This is a genomic window from Streptomyces sp. NPDC093261 (genome assembly GCF_044753645.1).
Taxonomy (GTDB): domain Bacteria; phylum Actinomycetota; class Actinomycetes; order Streptomycetales; family Streptomycetaceae; genus Streptomyces.
In genome coordinates, this window is record NZ_JBIVNO010000025.1 from 1 (window position 1) to 20,821 (window position 20,821).

The following is a 20,821-nucleotide window of genomic DNA, read 5'->3' on the forward strand; positions in this document are numbered from 1 at the left end:
CGCGGGGGGGTCCGCCCTCACCTGCAGCCGATGGGTGGGCAGGACGGGTGTCATGACGACCGCCGCGCGTCGACCGGGCCGGCCGGCCCGGGGGGGGGGGGGGGGGGGGCGGCGCGGGGGGGGCCGCCCGGGGCGTCGCCCCGCGGTCGGGGCCGCGGGCCGACGTCCCGGCGCGCCGGTAGGAGCCGGTGTCCGGCGGGCAGGGTGGCCCGTCAAGGAGCGCGTGCCGGCCGGAAGTCCTCGCACCGGATGTGTGTGCTTGAACTTCCGACCGGTGCGGCAAGCGGGCGTGCCTGTGTCGCCACGCGGGAAGGGTGCCTGATGGGGGCAGCAGATCCGTTGTCACTTCCCGTCGTCCGTCGGAGGACGGCCCCTGTGGCGTCAGGTGCGTGCTCTCGGCGTTGCGGGCGCAGACCGTCGTACGGCAGGTACTCGGATCTGCGCCCGGTGCGGTGAGCGTGCCTGAGGGGCGTGTCGTCGCGGGGCAGGCGGGAGGTCGACGACCGGACTCAGGCCCCGGCGTTCTCCATGCGCTCGCGCAGGCTGCGCGGGCGCATGTCGGTCCACACCTCGTCGACGTAGGCGGAGCACTCGGCCTCGGTGCCCTCCTTGCCGACGGGCTGCCAGCCGGCCGGCACCTCGACATCGACCGGCCACAGCGAGTACTGCTCCTCGTCGTTGCGCAGCACCTGGTAGCGGGTGTTCTCGTCCATGTCGTTCTCTCCTGTCTCGGCTGTTTTCTGGGTGCGTCGATACGGTGGTCCGGGCCGTCCCGTCGAGCGGCGCGCGGGGAGCGGCGGCCCGCGGGCGGTGCCGTTCGCCGTCACACGTTGTCCCGGGCGTGGCGGGCGATGTGCCGCAGTGCCGTGGCGAACTCCTCCGCGACGGCCCGTACGGCCGGCGTGTCGTGGACGGCGGCCCGGTGGTGCCAGGTGAAGGCCAGGCGCCCGTTCTGGACCGCCCCCACCACTTCCAGCGGGTGCGATCCGCTGTCCCTGGGGTCGTGGTCCTGGCCCAGAGAGCCCTGTTCGGCGCGCACCAGGCCGCCGCCGGAGTCAGCCGAGCGGGCGTCCCACTGGCCCAGGTAGTTGAACACCACCTGCCCGTGTACGGCCCGTCCGAGACGCTCGCGCACCTCGGGCGACCCGTAGGTGCGCAGGGCGCCGAAGCCGAGTCCGTTGCCGGGCACGGCCCGCAGCTGACGGCGCACCGACTTCACCAGGGCCCGCCAGTCTCGGGCCGGGCTCATATCGTCGCGTTCGCTCACCTCCAGGGCGACCGGGTGGATGGTGGTGAACCAGCCGACGGTCCGGGAGAGGTCGACCCCCGCCAGCAGGTCCTCGCGGCCGTGTCCTTCCAGGTCGAGACGGATGCGGTCGCGTCCGGTCCAGCGGGCCAGGGCCAGGGCCAGGGCGGCCAACAGGACGTCGTTGACCCGGGTGCGGTAGGCGGTGGGTGCGGCGCGCAGCAAGGCCGCCGTGTCCTCCTCGCCGAGCTCCACGGCGAGCGTGCGGGCGGGCTCCGCGTCGGGTCCGGGGGCCTCGTCGGCGGGCAGCGGCTCGGCGGCCACCGCCTTTTCCCAGTAGGGCAGTTCGTGGTCCAGGCCACCGGCGGCGACATGAGCGGCGAGCTTCCTGGACCAGTCGCGGAAAGAGGTGGTGCGCTCCCCCAGGCCGACGGGCTCACCGTGGGCGGCCTGCCGGTAGGCGGTCTCCAGGTCGTCGCACAGGATGCGCCAGGAGACCGCGTCAACGACCAGGTGATGGGCGACGAGGAGGAGGTGGCAGGGCCGTCCCGCGTTGCCGGTGAAGAGGGCCGCCCGCAGCAACGGACCCCGCCCGATGTCGAAACCGGTGTGGAGGTCGTCGGCGGCCTTCTCCATGGCCGCGTCCGCCTCCGTGTCCGACAGGCCCCTCAGGTCGTGGTGGACGAGGACGCCCTCGTCGCCGGCCGGCGGCGGGTTGAACTGGTGCCATCCGTCCTGCTGCCTGGTGAAGCGCATCCGCAGGGCGTCATGGTGTTCCAGCAGGGCGTCCAGGGCCGTGCGCAGGGCGGCCGGATGGGGCATGCCGTCGAGTTCCAGCAGCACCGACTGGTTGAAGTGGTGGTGGCTGGCGCGGGATGTGCCCAGGAACCACTCCTGGATCGGGGTGAGCGGCACCTCACCGGTCACCGGGCCGTCGGCGGAGCCCTGCGGGGCGGCGCGGACGGCGGTCGCCAGCTCGGCCACCGTCTGATGGGCGAACAGGTCGCGGGTGACCACGTGCAGGCCGTCGCGCCGCAGCCGGGAGACCACCTGCATGCTCAGGATGGAGTCACCGCCGAGCTGGAAGAAGTTGTCGTCCGCGCCGACCTCCGCCACCCCGAGGACATCGGCCCAGATCCTGGCGATCCGGCGTTCGGTATCGGTGCGCGGTGCCGTGCGCGGCGCGCCTCCTGTGGCCGTCGGCCCGGGGTCGGGCAGGGCACGCCGGTCGATCTTGCCGTTCGGGGTGATCGGCAGCCGCTCCAGCAGGACGAACACCGACGGGACCATGTGCGGGGGCAGCAGCCCGGCCAGGTGCTCGCGCAGCTCCGCCGGGACCGGTTCGCCGGGGATGCCCTCGGCGGGGACGACGTACGCCACCAGCCGTGCCGTGCCGCTCGTGCCGTCTGCCCGTACGACGACCACCGCGTCCTTGACCCGGCAGTCGCGGCGCAAGGCGCTCTCGATCTCCCCGGGTTCGATGCGGAAGCCGCGCAGCTTGACCTGGTCGTCGGCGCGTCCGGCGAAGACCAGCTCACCGTCGGTGCTCCAGCGCACGAGATCGCCGGTGCGGTACATACGCTCCCCCGGAGCGCCGAACGGGTCGGCCGGGAAGCGGGACGCGGTCAGGCCGGGGCGGTTCAGGTAGCCGCGGGCGAGTTGCGGCCCTGCGACATAGAGCTCCCCGGTGACGCCCGGCGGGACCGGCCGCAGGGCGGCGTCGAGGACGTGGACGCGGGTGGCGCCGGCCGGACGGCCGATCGGCGGTGCGCCCGTGCCCGGAGTCAGCGGGTCGGTCCAGGTGGCGACCACCGTGGCCTCGGTGGGACCGTATGAGTTGATCATCCGGCGTCCCGGGGCCCACCGCTCCACCAGGTCGGCCGGGCATGCCTCGGCGCCCACGATCAGGGTGCGCAGATGCGGCAGGGCGTCGGCCGTGCCCGGTGGCACGGTGGCCAGGGCCGCCGGTGGGATCAGCGCGTGGCTGATGCGCCGTTCGGTGAGGACCTCGGCCAGCCGCTCACCGATCAGCGGGCCCTCCTCGCCGGTGACCAGGGTGGCGCCGGTGAGCAGGGAGACGCACAGCTCCAGTACGGAGGCGTCGAAGCTGGGCGAGGCGAACTGCAGCACCCGATCCCCGGGGCCCGCCGCGTAGCGGTCCGCGGCGGCCGCGGCGAAGGGGGCCAGGCCGCGGTGCGTCACCACCACGCCCTTGGGCGTACCGGTGGACCCGGAGGTGTAGATGACGTAGGCCGGGTGGTCGGGGGTGAGCGGGGCGACGCGGTCGGCGTCCGTCGGGGCGGTGTCCGGCCCGTCACCCTTCAGGACGTCCGCGGCGTCGTCGAGGACCAAGCGGGCGCCGGCGTCGCGCACCATGAACTGCCGCCGCCGCGGCGGATAGGCGGGGTCCACGGGGAGGAAGGCGCCGCCGGCCTTGGTCACGGCGAGCTGCGCCACCACCGTCTCCGCGGCGCGCGGCAGGGCCAGGGCGACGACGGACTCGGGCCCGACGCCGCGGCGGATGAGCCGGTGGGCGAGCCGGTTGGCTGCGCGGTCCATCTCCGCGTACGTCATCTGCCGTGAGCCGTCCGCCAGCGCGACCGCCTCCGGTGTGCGGGCCGCCTGACGCTCGAACAGCTCCGCCAGCGTCGCCGTGGGTACCGGTGGGGCGGCGGTCCGGCCGCGCTCCAGAAAGGCCCTCAGCTCCTCGTCGGAGGTCAGCGGCAGCGCGCCCAGCGGCCGGTGCGGGTCATCGGCGACGGCGGTCAGCAGCGTGGCGAGCTGGTCGGCCATCCGCTCGGCCGTGGCCGCGTCGAACAGGTCGGTGTTGTACGTGAGCAGCCCGTCCAGAGCTCCGGAGTCGGTCTCGGCGAACTCCAGGGTCAGGTCGAACGCGGCGTGCCGCAGGTCCGTCTCGATGTCGGTGACGTCGAGCCCGGGCAGGTCGAGGTCGGCCCTCGGGGTGTTCTGCAGCACCACCATGACCTGGAAGAGCGGGGTGCGGCTGGTGTCGCGGACCGGCTGCACCTCGTCCACCACGCGCTCGAACGGCGCCTCCTGGTGGGCGAGGGCGTCGAGCACCGTCTCGCGCACCTCGGCGAGGAACTCGGGGAACGGCCGGTCCGCGTCGACCCGGGAGCGCAGGACCAGGGTGTTGACGAAGAACCCGACCAGGTTCTGGATCTCGGCACGGTCTCGGCCGGAGGTGACCGTGCCCACGGCGATGTCCCGCTGGCCGGACAGTCGTGCGAGGAATGTCTGCGCCACGGCGACGAGCGTCGTGAACAGGGTGGCTCCGCGCTCCCGGCCGACCCGGCCCAGCCGGCGGGCCGACCGCGGCGGCAGCTGGAACCGTGCGGTCGCCCCGGCGCGGGTGCGCACCACCGGACGCGGCCGGTCGGTGGGCAGCTCCAGCGGTTCGGCGTCGGCCAGTTGCTTCTTCCAGTAGGCGAGGTGTCCGTCGGTGCCGGCGGTGCCCGTGGTGCGCTGCCAGTGGGCGTAGTCGGCGTACTGCACCGGCAGCGGCGGCAACTGCGCGGACCCGACGACGAGTTCGGCCCGGTAGAGGTGGGCCAGGTCCCCGGTGAGTACGGCGGTCGACCAGCCGTCGGTGACGATGTGGTGCAGGGTCAGGGTCAGTACGTGGTGGTCGTCGGCCAGCCGGATGAGGCCGGCACGCATCAGCGGACCGGTGCGGAGGTCGAACGGACGGGCGCGCTCGTCCGCGAGGTGCTGCTCCAGGCGGGCCTGGCGGTCCTCCTCGGGCTGCCGGGACAGGTCGTACAGCGGCAGCGGTACGTCCTGCGGCGGATGGACGATCTGGACGCCCTGGCCGTCCACCGTGTCGAAGGTGGTGCGCAGCGACTCGTGCCGGGCCACCAGGGCGCGCAGGGCCGCGACGAGGGCGCCGGTGTCGAGCGCACCCCGCAGGCGCAGGGCGAGCGCGGTCACGTACTCGGCGCCGCCGGGCGCGAACTCTTCCAGGAACCAGAGGCGTTGCTGGGCCCAGGACATCGGCACCATCGCGTCGCGGGCGACCGGGACGATCGCGGGACGCCGCCTCTCGTCCTGTTCGCCCTGGTCGCGCTCGACGAGCAGCGCGGCGAGGGCCGCGGGGGTGGGATGGGTGAACACGGCGCGAGGAGACAGCCGCGTGCCGAACTCCTCGGCGAGCCGGGAGGCGAGGCGGATGCTGAGGATCGAGTCACCGCCCAGCCGGAAGAAGTCGTCCTCCATGCCGGGCCGCTCGATGCCCAGCACCTCGGCGAAGATCCGGGCCGTGCGGTGTTCGTGCGCGGTGCGCGGCTCGGACCGCGTGCGCGGTGCGTCCCCATCGGGGTCCGGGTCCGGGAGCGCCGCACGGTCGACCTTGCCGTTTTCGCTGAGCGGGAGAGCCGCCAGCGGGACGAACGCCGACGGGACGAGGTAGTCGGGCAGCGTCCGCTGGGCGAACTCCCGCAGGCCGTCCGGGCCCTGGTCGGCCGGGCCGACCACGTAGGCCACCAGCCGGCGGGCGCCCGGCCGGTCCTCCCGGGCCACCACCGCCACATCGGTCACGCCGGGATGCGCCGCGAGGGCCGCCTCCGCCTCGCCGGGCTCCACCCGGAAGCCGCGGATCTTCACCTGGTCGTCCGCGCGGCCGAGGAACTCGATCGTGCCGTCCGTGCGACGCCGCGCCAGGTCGCCGGTGCGGTACATCCGGGCGCCGGGCGGCCCGAACGGATCGGCGAGGAAGCGGGCGGCGGTGTCACCGGGACGGCCCAGGTAGCCACGCGCCACGCCTTCCCCGGCCGCGTACAGCTCTCCGGTGCAGCCGGGCGGTACGGGCTTCAGACGGGCGTCGAGAAGGTGCACCTGCATGTCGTCCATCGGGTGGCCGATGGGCACGGTGTCGGGAACCCGGGCCGCGTCGGTCAGCGCGTGGGACGTGGTGAAGGTGGTGGCCTCCGTGGGCCCGTAGCCGTCGACGACGGTCAGGCCGGGGCAGGCGGCCAGGACCCGGCGCACGGCCGCCGCGGGAACCACGTCGCCTCCGGTCCACACCTGGCGCAGCCCCGCCAGGCAGTCCGGCGCGTCCTGGGACAGCAGCCGGAACAGACCCGCGGTCAGCCACAGCGCCGTCAGCCCGCCCTCCGCGATCAGCCGCCGCAGCAGTGCCGCGTCCACCGGGCCTTCGGGGGCGACCACCACACAGCCGCCGTTGAGCAGCGGCGCCCACACCTCGAAGGTGGCGGCGTCGAACGCGACCGGCGAGTGCAGCAGCACCCGGGCGCTCATGCCGTCGGCGAAACGGCTGTCGGTGGCCAGCGACGCCACGTCACGGTGCCGTACCGCGACCGCCTTGGGCCGGCCGGTGGATCCGGAGGTGAACATGACGTAGGCCAGCCGGTCCGGGTCGCCGGCGGGAAGGGACAGCGGGCCGGCCGCGACGGTGCGGGCGGCGGCGACCTCCTCGGCGGTGAGCCGGGCCGTGGCGCCCGCCTGGGCCCGCAGGGCGCGGCGGCGTTCCTCCGGGGCCCGGGTGTCCACCGGGAGATAGGCACCGCCCGCCTTCAGGACCGCGAGCTGGGCGACGACGAGTTCGGCGGAGCGGTCCATGAGCAGGGCCACGCGTTCCTCCGGCGCCAGCCCGTCGGCCACCAGGCGCTCCGCCAAGCGGTCGGACCACTCGTCGAGTTCACGGTAGCCGACCCGCCGGGTCCCGTCGCTCACCGCGACCGCGTCCGGAGTGCGGCGTACCTGCTCGGCGAACAGGTCCACCGGGCTGCGGGGCGCCACACCGCGCGCGGTCGTGTTCCAGCCGTCCAGCACCTCGCGGTCGGCCGGGGTGAGAAGCTCCAGATCGTCCGCGTCACCCTCCATGTGCTCGGCGAGGGCGGTGAGCAGAACGGCCAGGCGGGCCGCGGCGCGTTCGACCGTCGCGCGGTCGAACAGCGCAGCGTCGTAGGCGAGGTCGAAACCGAGGCGGCCGGCCAGGTGGGCGCGCAGGCACAGCGGGAAGGTGGTGGCGTCGTCGGTGCGCACCTCCTCCACCCGCACGCCGGTGCGGGCCGCGGCCGACTCGTCGACGGGGTAGTTCTCGAACACCACCATGCTGTCGAACAGCGCCTCGCCCGCCGGGACGCCGCTGAGCGCCTGGATCCGGGGCAGCGCGAGGAAGTCGAAGCGCCGGGCGTCGCTCTGCTGCTCCTGCAGTTCCCGCAGCCAGGTGAGGACCCTTGTCGCGGGGACGCGGACCCGGGTCGGCACGGTGTTGATGAACATGCCGATGATGGAGTCCACGCCCGGGAGTTCGGCCGGACGGCCGGAGACGGTGGTGCCGAACACCACGTCACGGCGCCCGCTGTAGCGGGACAGGAGCAGCGCCCAGGCGCCCTGGACCACGGTGTTGACGGTCAGTCCACCCCGGGCGGCGGTTTCCCTCAGCCGCTCCGAGGTCCGCACGTCCAGCTCGTGGTGCACGGCGTCGGCGGAGCGGGTCCGGTGCGCCTCGGTGGGGGTGCGGTCGTACGGCAGTGGGGTGCGCGCGGTGAAGCCGGCGAGAGTGTCGGCCCAGTACCGTTCGGCCGCGTCCTCGTCCTGGTCCCGCAACCACCGCAGGAAGTCCGCGAACGGGCGCCGGGCGGGCGGGGCGGTGTCCGGGCCGCCGGTGAGCGCGGCGTAGCGCTCGCACACCTCGGTGAGCAGGTGCGCGGTGCTCCAGCCGTCCAGGATGAGATGGTGGGTGGACCACAGCAGCAGCACCTCGTCGCCGGGCAGGGCGGCAAGGGTGAGGCGGGTCAGTGGCGCGTCTGTCAGCTCCATGCTCGCCGCGCGGTCCTCGGCAAGCAAGGAGTCGACTGACGCAGCTAGTTGACGGCTCGTCAGTTCACGCCAGTCGACGTGCTTCACGGGCAGCTTCACTCGCTGGTGGACCACCTGGACCGGGTGGGTCAGCCCCTGCCAGTGGACGCTGGTGCGCAGGGCCGGTGTGCGGTCGGCGACCTGCTGCCATGCTTCGGCGAAGGCCCGCGGCTCGGCGACGCCCGACAGCCGTACCGCCGTCCGGTCGAAGTAGGCGCCCGCGGTGTCCACGAGCCCGTGGAAGAGCATGCCGGACTGCAGCGGTGTCAGCGGCAGGACGTCCGCCACGTGCCGCCCGTCGCCCACCAGCCGGTCCAGCTGGTCCTGGGTGAGTCCGGCCAGCGGGAAGTCGGACGGGGTCCGGCCGCCCGCCTCCGGAAGCGAGCAGTGCGCCACGATCTCACGCAGCGCCGTGGCCATCTCCTCGGCCAGCTCGCGCACCAGGGACTCGTCATATACGGCGGTGGGGTAGGTCCAGCCCAGTTCGAGCCGGCCGTCCTGCACCACGCCCGTGACGTCGAGCAGGTAGGGGCGGGGTTCCTCGGGGTCAGTGTCGCGGCCGGCCGGCGGCAGGGCGCCGCGGTACAGGCCGCCGGGCTCCGCGGCGGCGCCCGCGTCCCACTGGCCGTGGTAGTTGAACCCGACCTGGGGTGCCGCGTCGGCCAGCGGGCTGTCCGGCAGCAGTTGCCGGAGCGCGCCGTGGCTCAGACCGTGCAGGGGTACGGCGCGCAGTTGCTCCTTGACCAAGCGCAGGTTCTCGCGCCAGCCCGCGTCACGGGCCACGGTCAGAGCGAGCGGGAACTCCGCGGTGAACCAGCCCACGGTGCGTGACAGGTCCGCGTCCTCGAAGAGGTCCTCGCGACCGTGGCCCTCCACGCCGACCAGGACGGTGTCGCGTCCGCACCAGCGGGCCAGGGTACGGCCGAGCGCGCTCAGCAGCACGTCGTTCACCTGGGTGCGGTAGACGTCGGGGACCTGACGCAGCAGCGCGTTGGTCTGCTCGCGATCCAGCGTCACGGTGACGGTGGCGGCGGTGCCGTGGGTGTTGGGCCCGGGCCTGCCGGCCGGCAGGGCGGCCGGGGCGGCGCCGGTACGCCTCCAGTGCTCCAGGTCGGCGTCGAAGCCTCCGGAGCGGGTGTGCCGCTCCAGCCGGTGCGTCCAGTGGCCGTACGCGGTGCCCACCTGCGGCAGGGCGACGGGCCGACCGGAGACGGAGGCACCGTACGCCTTCTCCAGGTCGGCCAGCAGGATGCGCCAGGAGACACCGTCCACGACCAGGTGGTGGACGGTGAGGAGCAACTGCGCCGGGCGGCGCGGGCCGCGGTCGAAGTGCAGCACCCGAACGACCCGGCCCTCGGTGGGGTCGAGCGATGCCTGCGCCGCCTCCGCCGCGTGCTGTACCTCCGCTTCCAGCGCAGCGGCGTCCAGGGCCGCCACGTCGTGGTGGCTGAGAATGCCGCCCGGCGCCTCGGGCAGGACCTCCTGGTGCCAGTCGGTGCCGGTGAAGCGGAACCGGGTGCGCAGAGCCGCATGATGGTATGTCAGGGCCTCGACCGCCTGCCGCAGGGCCAAGGCGTCGACATCCGGGGCGAGTTCAAGACGCTGGGTCATGGTGAACCGGAGCGGGTCGCCCGGGCGGCGGCCGTGCAGGTACCACCGCTGGATCGGGGCGAGCGGTGCCTCGGCGGGTGGGGCCGCCTCGGCTGCGACCGAACGGGGGGCCCTCTCGGTGACGCGCAGGGCGAGTTCGGCGACGGTCTGGTGGCGGAAGACGTCCTTGGTCGTCAGGGCGAGTCCGGCCTGGCGGGCACGGGAGACGATCTGGATGCTGAGGATCGAATCACCGCCCAGCGTGAAGAAGTTGTCCTGTGCGCCCACCCGCTCGACGCCGAGGACATCCGCCCAGATGGCGGCCAGGCGCTCCTCGGTGCCGGGGCGGGGAGCGACGTAGCGCGTCGCGCTGTCCGGCTGCGCCGGCGGGGCGGGCAGGGCGCGTCGGTCGGTCTTTCCGCTGGTGGTGCGCGGAATCCGGTCCAGCGGGACGAACGCGGCGGGCACCATGTGGTCGGGCAGCGTCCGCCGCAGATGCACCCGCAGTTGATGGGCCGTCGGGACGCGGTCCCCGGCAGGCACCAGGTAGGCGGCGAGCAACAGCCGACCTGCGTGTTCGCGGGCGGTGACCACGGCCTGGGCGATGTCCTCGTGGCCGAGGAGCGCGGCTTCGACCTCACCGGGTTCGATGCGGAAGCCTCGGATCTTCACCTGCTCGTCGACGCGTCCGAGGAACTCCAGCAGCCCTTGCGCGTCCCAGCGGGCGCGGTCGCCCGTTCGGTACATGCGCTCTCCCGGCGCGCCGAACGGATCGGCGAGGAAGCGGGAGGCGGTCAGGCCGGGACGGTTCAGGTAGCCGCGGGCCACCTGGGCACCCGCCAGGTACAGTTCGCCCGGCGTGCCGGGCGGCACCGGGCGCAGGGCCCCGTCCAGGACGTAGGCGCGCAGGTTGCGGCCGGGGCGGCCGATGACCGGGCGGTCGGGCCGGTCGGCGCAGCGGCCGTAGACGGCGTCGACGGTGCACTCGGTGGGCCCGTACATGTTGTACACGGTGACGCCGAGGTCGTTCCCGGCCGCGCACAACTCCCGCCAGGCGGCGGCTCCGACCGCCTCGCCGCCCACCAGCAGCAGGCGCGGGTGGTGGCGGCCGGGCGCGAGGAGCCCGGCAGAGGTCAGTTCGCGCAGGAAGGACGGGGTGACGTTCACCAGGTCCAGCCGCCGCTCGGCCACCTGGGCGCAGAACGCCTCCGGGTCCAGGCGGACGTCCTCGTCGACCAGATGGACCTCCTGGCCGAGGGCGAGCAACAGAGCGCCCTCCCAGGAGGTGTCGAAGGAGAACGAGGCGCTGAGCGCGGCACGCAGGCGGCTTCCGTCCGTGGTGTGCGGGGCGACGAGTCCTTCCCGGTGGTCGTGGCAGAGGTTGGCCAGCTGGCGGTGTTCCACGACGACCCCCTTGGGGCGGCCGGTGGATCCGGAGGTGTAGACGATGTAGGCGGTGTTCTCGGGGCGCAGCGGCTCGAGCCGGTCGGCGTCGACGGGGTCGTGGGCCGGCAGCCGGTCCCAGGGCACTTCGCGCAGCGCGTCGGGCGTCAGGACGGTGTGCGGCGCGGCATCCCGGAGGAGGAACGCGGTCCGCTGCTCGGGCAGGTCGGGGTCCAGGCAGAGCAGGGTGCCGCCCGCCTTGAGCACGGCGAACAGCGTCACCAGCAGCTCGGAGGTGCGGGGCAGGCGGACGGCGACGACCCGTTCGGCTCCGACGCCCAGGCCGATGAGGTGGTGGGCCAGCCGGTTGGCGCGCTCGTTGAGGGCGGCGAAGTCCAAGGTGGCGTCCCGGGCGACCAGGGCGGTGGCGTCGGGGGTGCGGGCGGCCTGTGCCTCGAACAGGGCGGGGAGGACGGCGTCCGGCACCGGCAGCCGGTCTCCCTGCCACTCCCCCAGCACCCGATGCCGCTCGGCGGCGGTCATCAACGGCAGTGCGCCGACAAGCCGGTCCGGGTCCTCGGCGGCGGCCTCCAGGAGGAGCCGTAGCCGGGCCGCCAGGTGTTCGGCCGTGTCCGCGTCGAAGAGGTCGGTGTTGTACTCCAGGTAGCCGGTCACGCCGTCGTCGCCCTCGACGAAGTCGAAGGCGAGATCGAAGGTGGCGTGCCGCACCGGCGGGGAAACGGGCTCCACCTCGAGTCCCGGCAGGCGGGGTGCCTCGGCGCCCAGGTTGTGCAGGGCCACCATGACCTGGAAGAGGGGGGTGCGGCTGGTGTCCCGTTCGGGCTGGAGGGCGTCCACGAGCCGCTCGAAGGGCACTTCCTGGTGGGCGAACGCCTCCAGGACGGTGGTGCGGACCTCGGCCAGCAGTTCGCGGAAGGTGAGACCGGGACGTATCCGGCCGCGCAAGACCAGTGTGTTGACGAACATGCCGACCACGTCGTCGAGTTCGGCACGTTCGCGACCGGCGGTCACCGTGCCGACGGCCACGTCGTCCTGACCGGTCCAACGAGCCAGCAGGAGCTGACACCCTGTCAGCAACATCATGAAGAGAGTGGCGTCGGCGTCGCGGCCCCTCTCGCGGAGCCGGTTGGTCAGCGCGGCGGGCAGGGCGAAGGCGACCAGGGCCCCCTCACGGGTGCGGACGGCCGGGCGAGGGCGGTCGGTGGGCAACTCCAGGGGGATCAGCCCGTCCAGCGCCCGTCGCCAGTAGGCGAGGTCCTGCTCGGCACGGTCGGTGCGGCCCCGCTGCCAGGCGGCGAAGTCGGTGTACCTCACGGGCAGTTCGGGTAGCACGGCGGATCGGGCCTGCTGTGCCGCCGCGTACAGCTCGCCCAGGTCCCGGCCGAGGACACCGATGGACCAGCCGTCCACGACGATATGGTGGACGGCCAGGACGAGCACGTGCTCGTCCGTGCTGACGCGGGCGAGCCGGGCGCGCAGCAGGGGCCCGGCGGCAAGATCGAAGGGGCGGCCCGCCTCGCGTTCCAGGAGCGCGTCAAGGGCCGCCGACGCGTCCCTGGCTCCGGTGAGGTCGTCGAGGGGCACCTCGACCGGGTACGGCGGGTGCACAAGCTGCCGGGCATGGCCGTCCTGCTCGGCGAACGTGGTGCGCAGCGCCTCGTGCCGGGCGACCAGGCCGTCCAGGGCGGCGCGCAGGGCCCTGTCGTCGAGGGCACCGCGCAGCCGCAGCACGGACAGGGTCGTGTACTCGGTGCTTCCGGGGTCGAAGCGGTCGAGGAACCACAGGCGCTGCTGGGCGTACGACAGCGGCGGCGGGGTTGCGGGGTCCGCGGCCGGGATGGTGTCGGCCGGGAGGCTCGTCGCGGCGGGCGGCTCTCCGAGGGCGGCGGCCAGCGCGGCGACCGTCGGGTGGGTGAACAGCAGTCGGGGCGACACGTCAGCGCCGAAGGCCGCACGCAGGCGGGCGGTGACGCGGACCGCGAGGAGGGAGTCGCCGCCCAGGGCGAAGAAGTCGTCGCCCGCGGCCACCTCGTCGGTGTCCAGGACATCCGCCCAGGAGGCAGCGACCAGGCGTTCGGCAGGAGTGCGCGGCGCGATACGGTCGGCCCCGGTGGCGAAGCCGTCCGGTCCGGGGGCGGGCAGGGCACGCCGGTCGAGTTTGCCGTTGACGGTGAGCGGCAGCGCCGCCATCGGTACGTAGGCGGCGGGCACCATGTGTGCGGGCAGCAGGCGCTCCAGGTGGGCGCGCAACTCGGCGGCGGACGGTGGGCCGGTGTGCTCACCGCCGAGGGTGCCGACGACATGCGCGACCAGCCGTCGGGTTCCGGAGGCGTCCTCGTACACACCGACCGCGGCGGCACCGACGCCCGGGTGGGTGTGCAGGGCGGCCTCGATCTCGCCGGGCTCGATGCGGTAGCCGCGTATCTTCACCTGCTGGTCGGCGCGGCCCAGGTATTCCAGCGTGCCGTCGGACCGCCACCGGGCCCGGTCGCCCGTGCGGTACATACGGCTGCCGGGTGGGCCGAAGGGGTCGGCGACGAAGCGGGTCGCGGTCAGCCCAGGCCGGCCCAGATAGCCGCGCGCGAGGCCCTCCCCCGCCACGTACATCTCGCCCAGGGCTCCGGGCGGTACGAGAGCGAGGTCGCCGTCGAGGACGTGGATCCGCAGGTCGGGGATGCCCGATCCGATGGGGCTCGCGGTGCCCGCGAGGGCCGTCGCCCGGTCGAGCGGCGCATAGGTGACGTGCACCGTCGTCTCGGTGATGCCGTACATGTTGACGAGTCGCGGCGCGGTGTCGGGATGGCGGGCGTACCAGTCCGCCAGCCTCCCGACGTCCAGGGCCTCCCCTCCGAGGATCACCGTGCGCAGGGTCAAGCGTGCGCTGACGTCGCGGTGTTCGGCGTCGGCGCGCACCAGGGGATGGAAGGCCGACGGCGTCTGGTTGAGGACCGTGACGCGTTCGTCCGCCAGCAGACGCAGGAACTCCTCCGGGGAGCGTGCCACGTCGTCGGGGACGACGACGAGCCGGCCGCCGTGCAGCAGGGCGCCCCACAGCTCCCACACGGAGAAGTCGAAGGCGTAGGAGTGGAACAGCGTCCACACGTCGTGCTCGTCGAATCCGAACCAGGGTCGGGTGCGCGTGAACAGCCGGACGACATTGGCGTGGGGGATGACGACGCCCTTGGGGCGGCCGGTGGATCCCGAGGTGTAGATGGCGTAGGCGGGTGATTCCGGAGCGGGGCGCAGGGCCCGGTCCGGGCCGGTGGCTGGACGCGTCTCCACGTCGGCCCGCACCGACGGGTCGTCCAGGAACAGGGCGGGCACCGGCGTGCCCCCGGCCAGTTCGGCGGACTCCGTGGTGGTCACCAGGATCACCGGGGCGGCGTCCCGGAGCAGATGGGCGACGCGTTCGGCGGGTGAGCGGGGGTCGATCGGCAGGTAGGCCGCGCCCGTCTTGAGCGCGGCGAGGATCGCCACGACCAGGTCGGTGGAGCGGGGCAGGGCAAGGGCCACGTAGCGCTCGGGCCCGGCGCCCGACTCCGCGAGCCGGTGGGCGAGCCGGGCGGCGCGGGCCTCGAGGGTGGCGTAGTCGAGACGATCGTCCCCGCAGGTGACGGCGATCGCGTCGGGGACCCGGGCGGCCTGGGCCTCGAACAGGTCCACCAGGCTCTCCCCGGGGCGCCCTTGCTCCGCACCGTTCCACTCCACGAGCATCCGGTGCCGTTCCTCGGCCGTCGTCCAGGCGAGGGTGCGCAGCGGCCGCTCGGGACCGGCGGCGATCTCGGCGAGGAGCAGGCACAACCGGTCGGCGAGTGCCCGTACGGTCGGGGGGTCGAACAGGCCGGGGTCGTAGGCCAGGTCGAAGCCGAGCCGTTCGCCCTGGTAGGCGCGCAGGACGAGGGGGTAGTTGGTGGCGTCCCGCGAGGCGACGTCCACGAGGCGCACGCCCGAGCCGGCCGTGCGGGCCTCGTCGAAGGGGTAGTTCTCGAAGGCGACCATGCTGTGGAACAGAGGGGTGCCGGCCGGCACGTCGCTCAGCGAGGTCAGCTCCGCCAGGGAGACGGCGGCGAAGCGCCGCGACTCCGCCTGGGCGTCCTGGAGTTCGCGCAGCCAGGCGGCGGCCGGGCGGCGGCCGTCCACCTGGACGCGGGTGGGCAGGGTGTTGATGAACATGCCCACCATCGACTCGACGCCGTGGAGGTCGTCGGGGCGTCCGGAGACCGTGGTGCCGAAGACCACATCGGACTCCGCGCTGTAGCGGGCCAGGAGCAGCGCCCAGGCCCCCTGCACCACCGTGCTCAGGGTGAGCCCTGCCATCCGGGCGGTACGCGCCAGCTGTCGTGACACGGCGTCAGGCAGTTCGGCGGTGTGGACGTCCGCCGACCGCGCCTGGTGGGCCTCGTGCAAAGGGCGGTCGACGGGCAGCGGCGTCGGGGTGGCGAAGCCGCCGAGGACACCCCGCCAGTGGGCGCGCACGGCGTCGGCGTCCTGGTCGGCCAGCCAGCGCACGTAATCACCGAACGGGCGGCGCACGGGTGGCCGCGGCTCGCTTCCGGCGGTGAGCGCCGCGTACTCCTCGCACACCTCGGTGAGCACCTGGGCGAGGCTCCAGCCGTCAAGGATCAGATGGTGGGAGGTCCACAGCAGGTGCAGCCGCGTATCGGGCAGCCGGACCAGGGTGAGCCGCATCAACGGCGCCGCACCGAGCTCCAGACCGCTCGCGAGGTCGTCGGAGCGCAGCCGGGCGAACCGCTCGGCGCGCTCCTCCTCGCTCATGTCCCGCCAGTCCAGGTGGACCACCGGCACACTGACGGCCCGGTGGACGACCTGCAGCGGCACGGGCACGTCCTCCCACACCACGCAGGTCCGCAGCGCGGGCGTGCGGTCGGTCACCCGCTGCCAGGCCAGGGCGAAGACGTGCGGGTCCGCCACCCCCTCCAGGAGCAGGGCCGCCTGGTCGACGTAGATGTCGTCCGGGCCACCGACGAGGCGGTGGAACAGCATGCCCTCCTGCAGCGGCGTCAGCGGCAGCAGGTCTTCGACGTCGCGGCCGTCGCCGACGAGCCGGTCCACACCGGCCTGGTCGAGGCGGGCCAGGGGGAAGTCGGAGGGACTGCGGCCGCCGGCGTCCGGCCCGGCGCAGTGTTCGGTGATCGAGACCAGCGCCCGGACCATGCCGTCCGCCAGCCCCCACACGGTCTCGGCGTGGTGCACCTGGTCGCTGTAGTGCCAGGTGATCTCCAGCTCGCCGCCGGAGACCACGGCCGAGATGTCCAGCAGGTGGTCCAGGGGCGCATCGGCCGCCGTGTCGCGGCCGGGCACCTCGGCGGCGGGCGCGAAGTCCCCCCCATCGGACGCCTCCCACTGTCCGTGGTAGGTGAAGCAGACCTGCGGCAGCGGCAGTTCGCGCAGGGCGCGGGCAGCGGGGTCGGGTGAGCCTAGACGCGCCAGAGCCTCGTAGCTCAGACCGCGGCGGGGCACCGCCCGCAGCCGCTCCTTCACCGCCTTCAGCGTGGCACCCCAGTCCGGCGCGCGCGAGGGTCCGGCAGGGGCGAGGGTAACGGGGTACCGGGTGGTGAACCAGCCCACCGTCCGCGACACGTCGATCGCCTCGTCGGCCCCCCGACCGCCGAGGTCTTCGCGGCCGTGCCCCTCCAGGGCGACCGTGACCCGCTCGGTGCCCGCCCAGTCGGCGAGCACCCGGCCGAGCGCGCTGAGCAGCACGTCGTTGACCTGGGTGCGGTAGACGCCGGGCACCCGGCGCAGCAGCGCCTCGGTCGTGGCGCGGTCCACCCGGGTCCGCACGGTGCGCACCGATCCCGCGAGGGGAATTCCGGTGCGGTCGACGGGCAGAAGGGTGCGCGGGGTGGCGGCCTCTCGCCTCCAGTACGGCAGGTCGTCGTCCAGGTCTCCGGCGCGCACCCGCCCGGACAGATGGGCGGCCCAGTGGGTGAACGGTGTGGTGGCGGACTCCAGTCGGGCCTGGTCGCCCGCCGCTACCTGCCGGTAGGCCCGCTCCAGGTCCGCGAGCAGGATGCGCCAGGAGACGCTGTCCACGGCCAGGTGGTGGGCCGTCAGGAACAGCTGGGGGCGTTCGCCTGCCGGGGGCAGCAGCAGGGCCGCGCGCAGCAAGGAGCCGGTGGCGGGGTCCAGGGCCGCGCGGGCTGTGTCGGCGGCCTCGGCGCGGGCGGCGGCCAGGTCGGCCGCGGGCAGGACGCACAGGTCGTGGCGGGTCAGCAGCCCGCTGGTGGGGCCGACGCCCGGCTGCTGTTCCCAGGTGTCTCCGGAGCGGGTGAACCGGGTACGCAGGGCCGGGTGATGGGCGGCCACCGCCTCCAGGGAGCGTTCCAGGGCCTGCTCGTCGAGGTCGTACGGCAGGTCGAGAAGCATCGACATGCTGAAGTGCCGCAACGGGCCGTGGGCGGCGAAGAACCAGTCCTGGACGGGGGTCAGCGGTGCGGGCCCGTGGTCGTGGGGCCGCCGGGGCGCGGGTATCGCGGTGGTCCGGCGGGCCGCTGCGGCGACGAGGTCTGCGACGGTCTGGTGGCGGAAGACGTCGCGCGAGCTGAGGTGGAGGCCGGCGGCGCGGGCCCGGGAGACGGCCTGGATGCTGAGGATGGAATCGCCGCCCAGCTCGAAGAAGTTGTCGGTGACGCCGACTCTCGCGACTCCCAGCACCTCGGACCAGATGGCGGCGAGCGTCCCCTCCTCCGGGGTGCGCGGGGCGACGAACTCCCCTGCGCGCGGTGCGGCGTCGAGGTCGGGGGCGGGCAGCGCCCGGCGGTCGAGCTTGCCGCTGGTGGTCAGCGGCAGGGAGTCGAGCACGGTGAACGACGACGGCACCATGTGGTCGGGCAGGACGCGCCGGCAGGCGGCCCGCAGCCCGGCGGCCTCGGGCCGCGGGGCGCCCGCGGCGGGCACGAGGTAGGCGGCCAGTCGCAGATGGCCGTGCGGGTCGGGGACCGCGACGACCGCGGCGGCGGTGACGTCCGGCAGGGCCAGCAGGGCCGCCTCGATCTCCCCGGGCTCGATGCGGTGGCCGCGCACTTTGACCTGGTCGTCGGCGCGGCCCAGGTACTCCAGCCGGCCGTCGGCGGTCCAGCGGGCCAGGTCGCCGGTCCGGTACATCCGGCGGCCGGGCGGCCCGAACGGGTCGGCCACGAAACGGGCCGCGGTCAGGCCGGGGCGTCCCGTGTAGCCGCGGGCCACCTGCTCGCCCGCCAGGTACAACTCGCCGCCGACGCCGGGCGGCACGGGCTGGAGCCGGTCGTCGAGGACGTAGGCCCGCACATTGCGCAGCGGCCGGCCCACCAGCGGGCGGCCGTCGCCCTGGATGCGGCAGGCCAGCGCGTCGACCGTGCACTCGGTGGGGCCGTAGAAGTTGTACGCGGCCACGTCCCGGCGCCCGGCCAGCTCCCGCCACAGGCCGGGGCCGACCGCCTCGCCACCGAGCATCAGCACCCTCGGCTGGTGGCGCGGGTCGCCGAGCAGCCCGGCGGGCAGCAGCTGCCGCAGGTAGGAGGGGGTGAGGTCGAGGAAGTCGATGCGGTGCTCGACGACGTACTCCACCAGGGCGGCCGCGTCCAGCCGGGTGGTCTCGTCGACCAGGTGCAGCGGGTGGCCGTCGGCCATCAGCAGCACACCCTCCAGCGAGGTGTCGAAGGAGAACGACGCCGTCAGCGCCACGCGCAGCGGACCGCCGCCGGCCTCGGCGACGAATCCCTCACGGTGCCCGGCGAGCAGGTTCGCCAGGGACCGGTGCGAGACGGCGACGCCTTTGGGCCGGCCGGTGGAGCCGGAGGTGTAGACGACGTAGGCGGTGTTCTCCGGGTCCAGCCGGGCGAGCCGGTCGGTGCCGGCCGGGTCGGTGTCCGGGGCGGTGGCGGGCACCGCCCGCAGCGCGGCCTCGTCGAGGACCAGCTCCGGTCCTGCGTCGTCCAGCAGGAATCGGACGCGCTCCTCGGGGAGGGCCGGATCGAGCGGCAGATAGCCGGCGCCGGACTTCCAGACGGCGAGGATCGCCGTGATCATGTCGGCGGTGCGCGGCAGCCGCAGCGCCACCAGCCGCTCCGGGCCCGCGCCGAGGGAGACGAGGTGGTGGGCGAGCCGGTTGGCGCGGGCGTCGAGCGTCGCGTAGTCCAGCCGCTGGTCGCCGGCGACCAGCGCCGTGGCCTGCGGGGTGTGGGCGACCTGCTCGGTGAAGAGAGCCGGAACGGTCGTGTCGGGGACCGGACGCGCGGTGGCGTTCCACTCCTCGGTGACCTGCCGTACGTCACGCGCGGAGAGCAGGGGCAGCGCGCCGAGCGGCCGGTCCGGTTCGGCGGCGACGCCCCCCAGCATCCGCAGCAGCTGGTGCGCCATCCGGGTCGCGGTGGGCGGGTCGAACAGGTCGGTGCGGTACTCCAGCAAGCCGGTCAGCCCCTCCCCGTCGGGTACGAACTCCACGCTCAGGTCGAAGGTGGCCGCCTGCCGGGGCACGGTGACCGGGGAGGTGGCCAGGCCGTCCGGGGCGGGTGCGGCGGGTGGGGCCGGGTGCAGCAGGACCATCACGTCGAAGAGGGGGTTGCGGCCCGCCTCGCGGCGCGTGCCGACGGCCTCCACCAGCCGCTCGAACGGCGTGTCGCCGTGCGCGAAGGCGTCGTTGACGGTGTCGGCCGTGGCCGCCAGCAGGTCGCGGAAGGTGCCGGCCGTGTCGACCTGGGTGCGCAGGACGACGGTGTTGGCGTAGAAGCCGACAGCCCGCTCGAGGTCGGTGCGGGAGCGGCCGGGCGTGAGGGAGCCCACCGTGATGTCGTCCTGCCCCGACCAGCGGGCCAGCAGGGCCTGGCAGGCGGCGGTCAGCGAGGCGAACAGGGTGGTGTGCTGCTCGGCGGCGAGCTGCCGCAGCCGGTCGGTGGTGTCCGCGGGCACGGTGAAGGTGTGGACCGCACCCGCTCCCGACTCCTCACCGCGGCGCGGGCGGTCCAGGGGCAGCTCCGGCGGCACGGCACCGGACAACGTCCGACACCAGTGGGCGAGTTCACGCTCCAGCCGGGCGCCGGACAGGTGCTCGCGCTGCCAGACGGCGTAGTCCGGGTACTGTGTCGCCACCGGAGCGAGCTGCGGCTGCGCGCCGCGGGCCAGGGCGTCGTAGGCCGTGCACAGCTCCTCGAGGAGCACGCCCATGGACCAGCCGTCGGTGACGATGTGATGTGCCGTCAGGAGCAGGACGTGTGAGGCGTCCGTCTCGCGCAGCAGCAGGGCGCGCAGCAGTGGACCGGTACGCAGGTCGAACGGACGCGTGTACTCGTCGAGCAGCGCCGTCCGGACAGCGACGGCCGCCTGGTGCTCCGGCGCGTCGATGACCCGTAACGGCAGCGGGACCCGGCCGGCCGGGTGCACCGTCTGCACCGGCCGGCCGCCCCTCTCGTCGAAGGTGGTGCGCAGCGCCTCGTGGCGCTCCACCACCGTCTCGAGTGCGCGGCAGAGAGCCTCACGGTCCAGCGGGCCGGTCAGCCGCAGGGCGACGGCGCTGTTGTAGCGGGCGTCGCCGGGGCGCAGCCGGTCCAGGAACCACAGCCGCTGCTGGGCGAAGGACAGGGGCAGCGGCCGGGTGCGATCGGCGCGCGGGATACCCTGCCGAGCCGCCGTATCCGGTGTGCCGGCCCGCCCGGCCAGCCGGCGCCGCAGCGCCTCCCGCAGGTCGGCGGGCAGGGCCTCGGCGCGGTTTCGCTTCGAAGACGTCATGGTCGTCGGGTC

At 74.2% G+C, this 20,821-nt stretch carries 2 protein-coding genes; both read right to left on the reverse strand.

Translation table 11 applies throughout. The features are described from left to right. Nucleotides 1-509 precede the first annotated feature (509 nt). Complete coding sequence (locus tag ACIP94_RS33915; protein WP_301971175.1) at nucleotides 510-713, reverse strand: MbtH family NRPS accessory protein; 204 nt, start codon at nucleotides 711-713, stop codon at nucleotides 510-512. Nucleotides 714-823: 110 nt separating this feature from the next. Next, on the reverse strand, nucleotides 824-20,809 hold the full coding sequence (locus tag ACIP94_RS33920; protein ID WP_402434440.1) for a non-ribosomal peptide synthase/polyketide synthase: 19,986 nt from the start codon (nucleotides 20,807-20,809) through the stop codon (nucleotides 824-826). Nucleotides 20,810-20,821 lie beyond the last annotated feature (12 nt).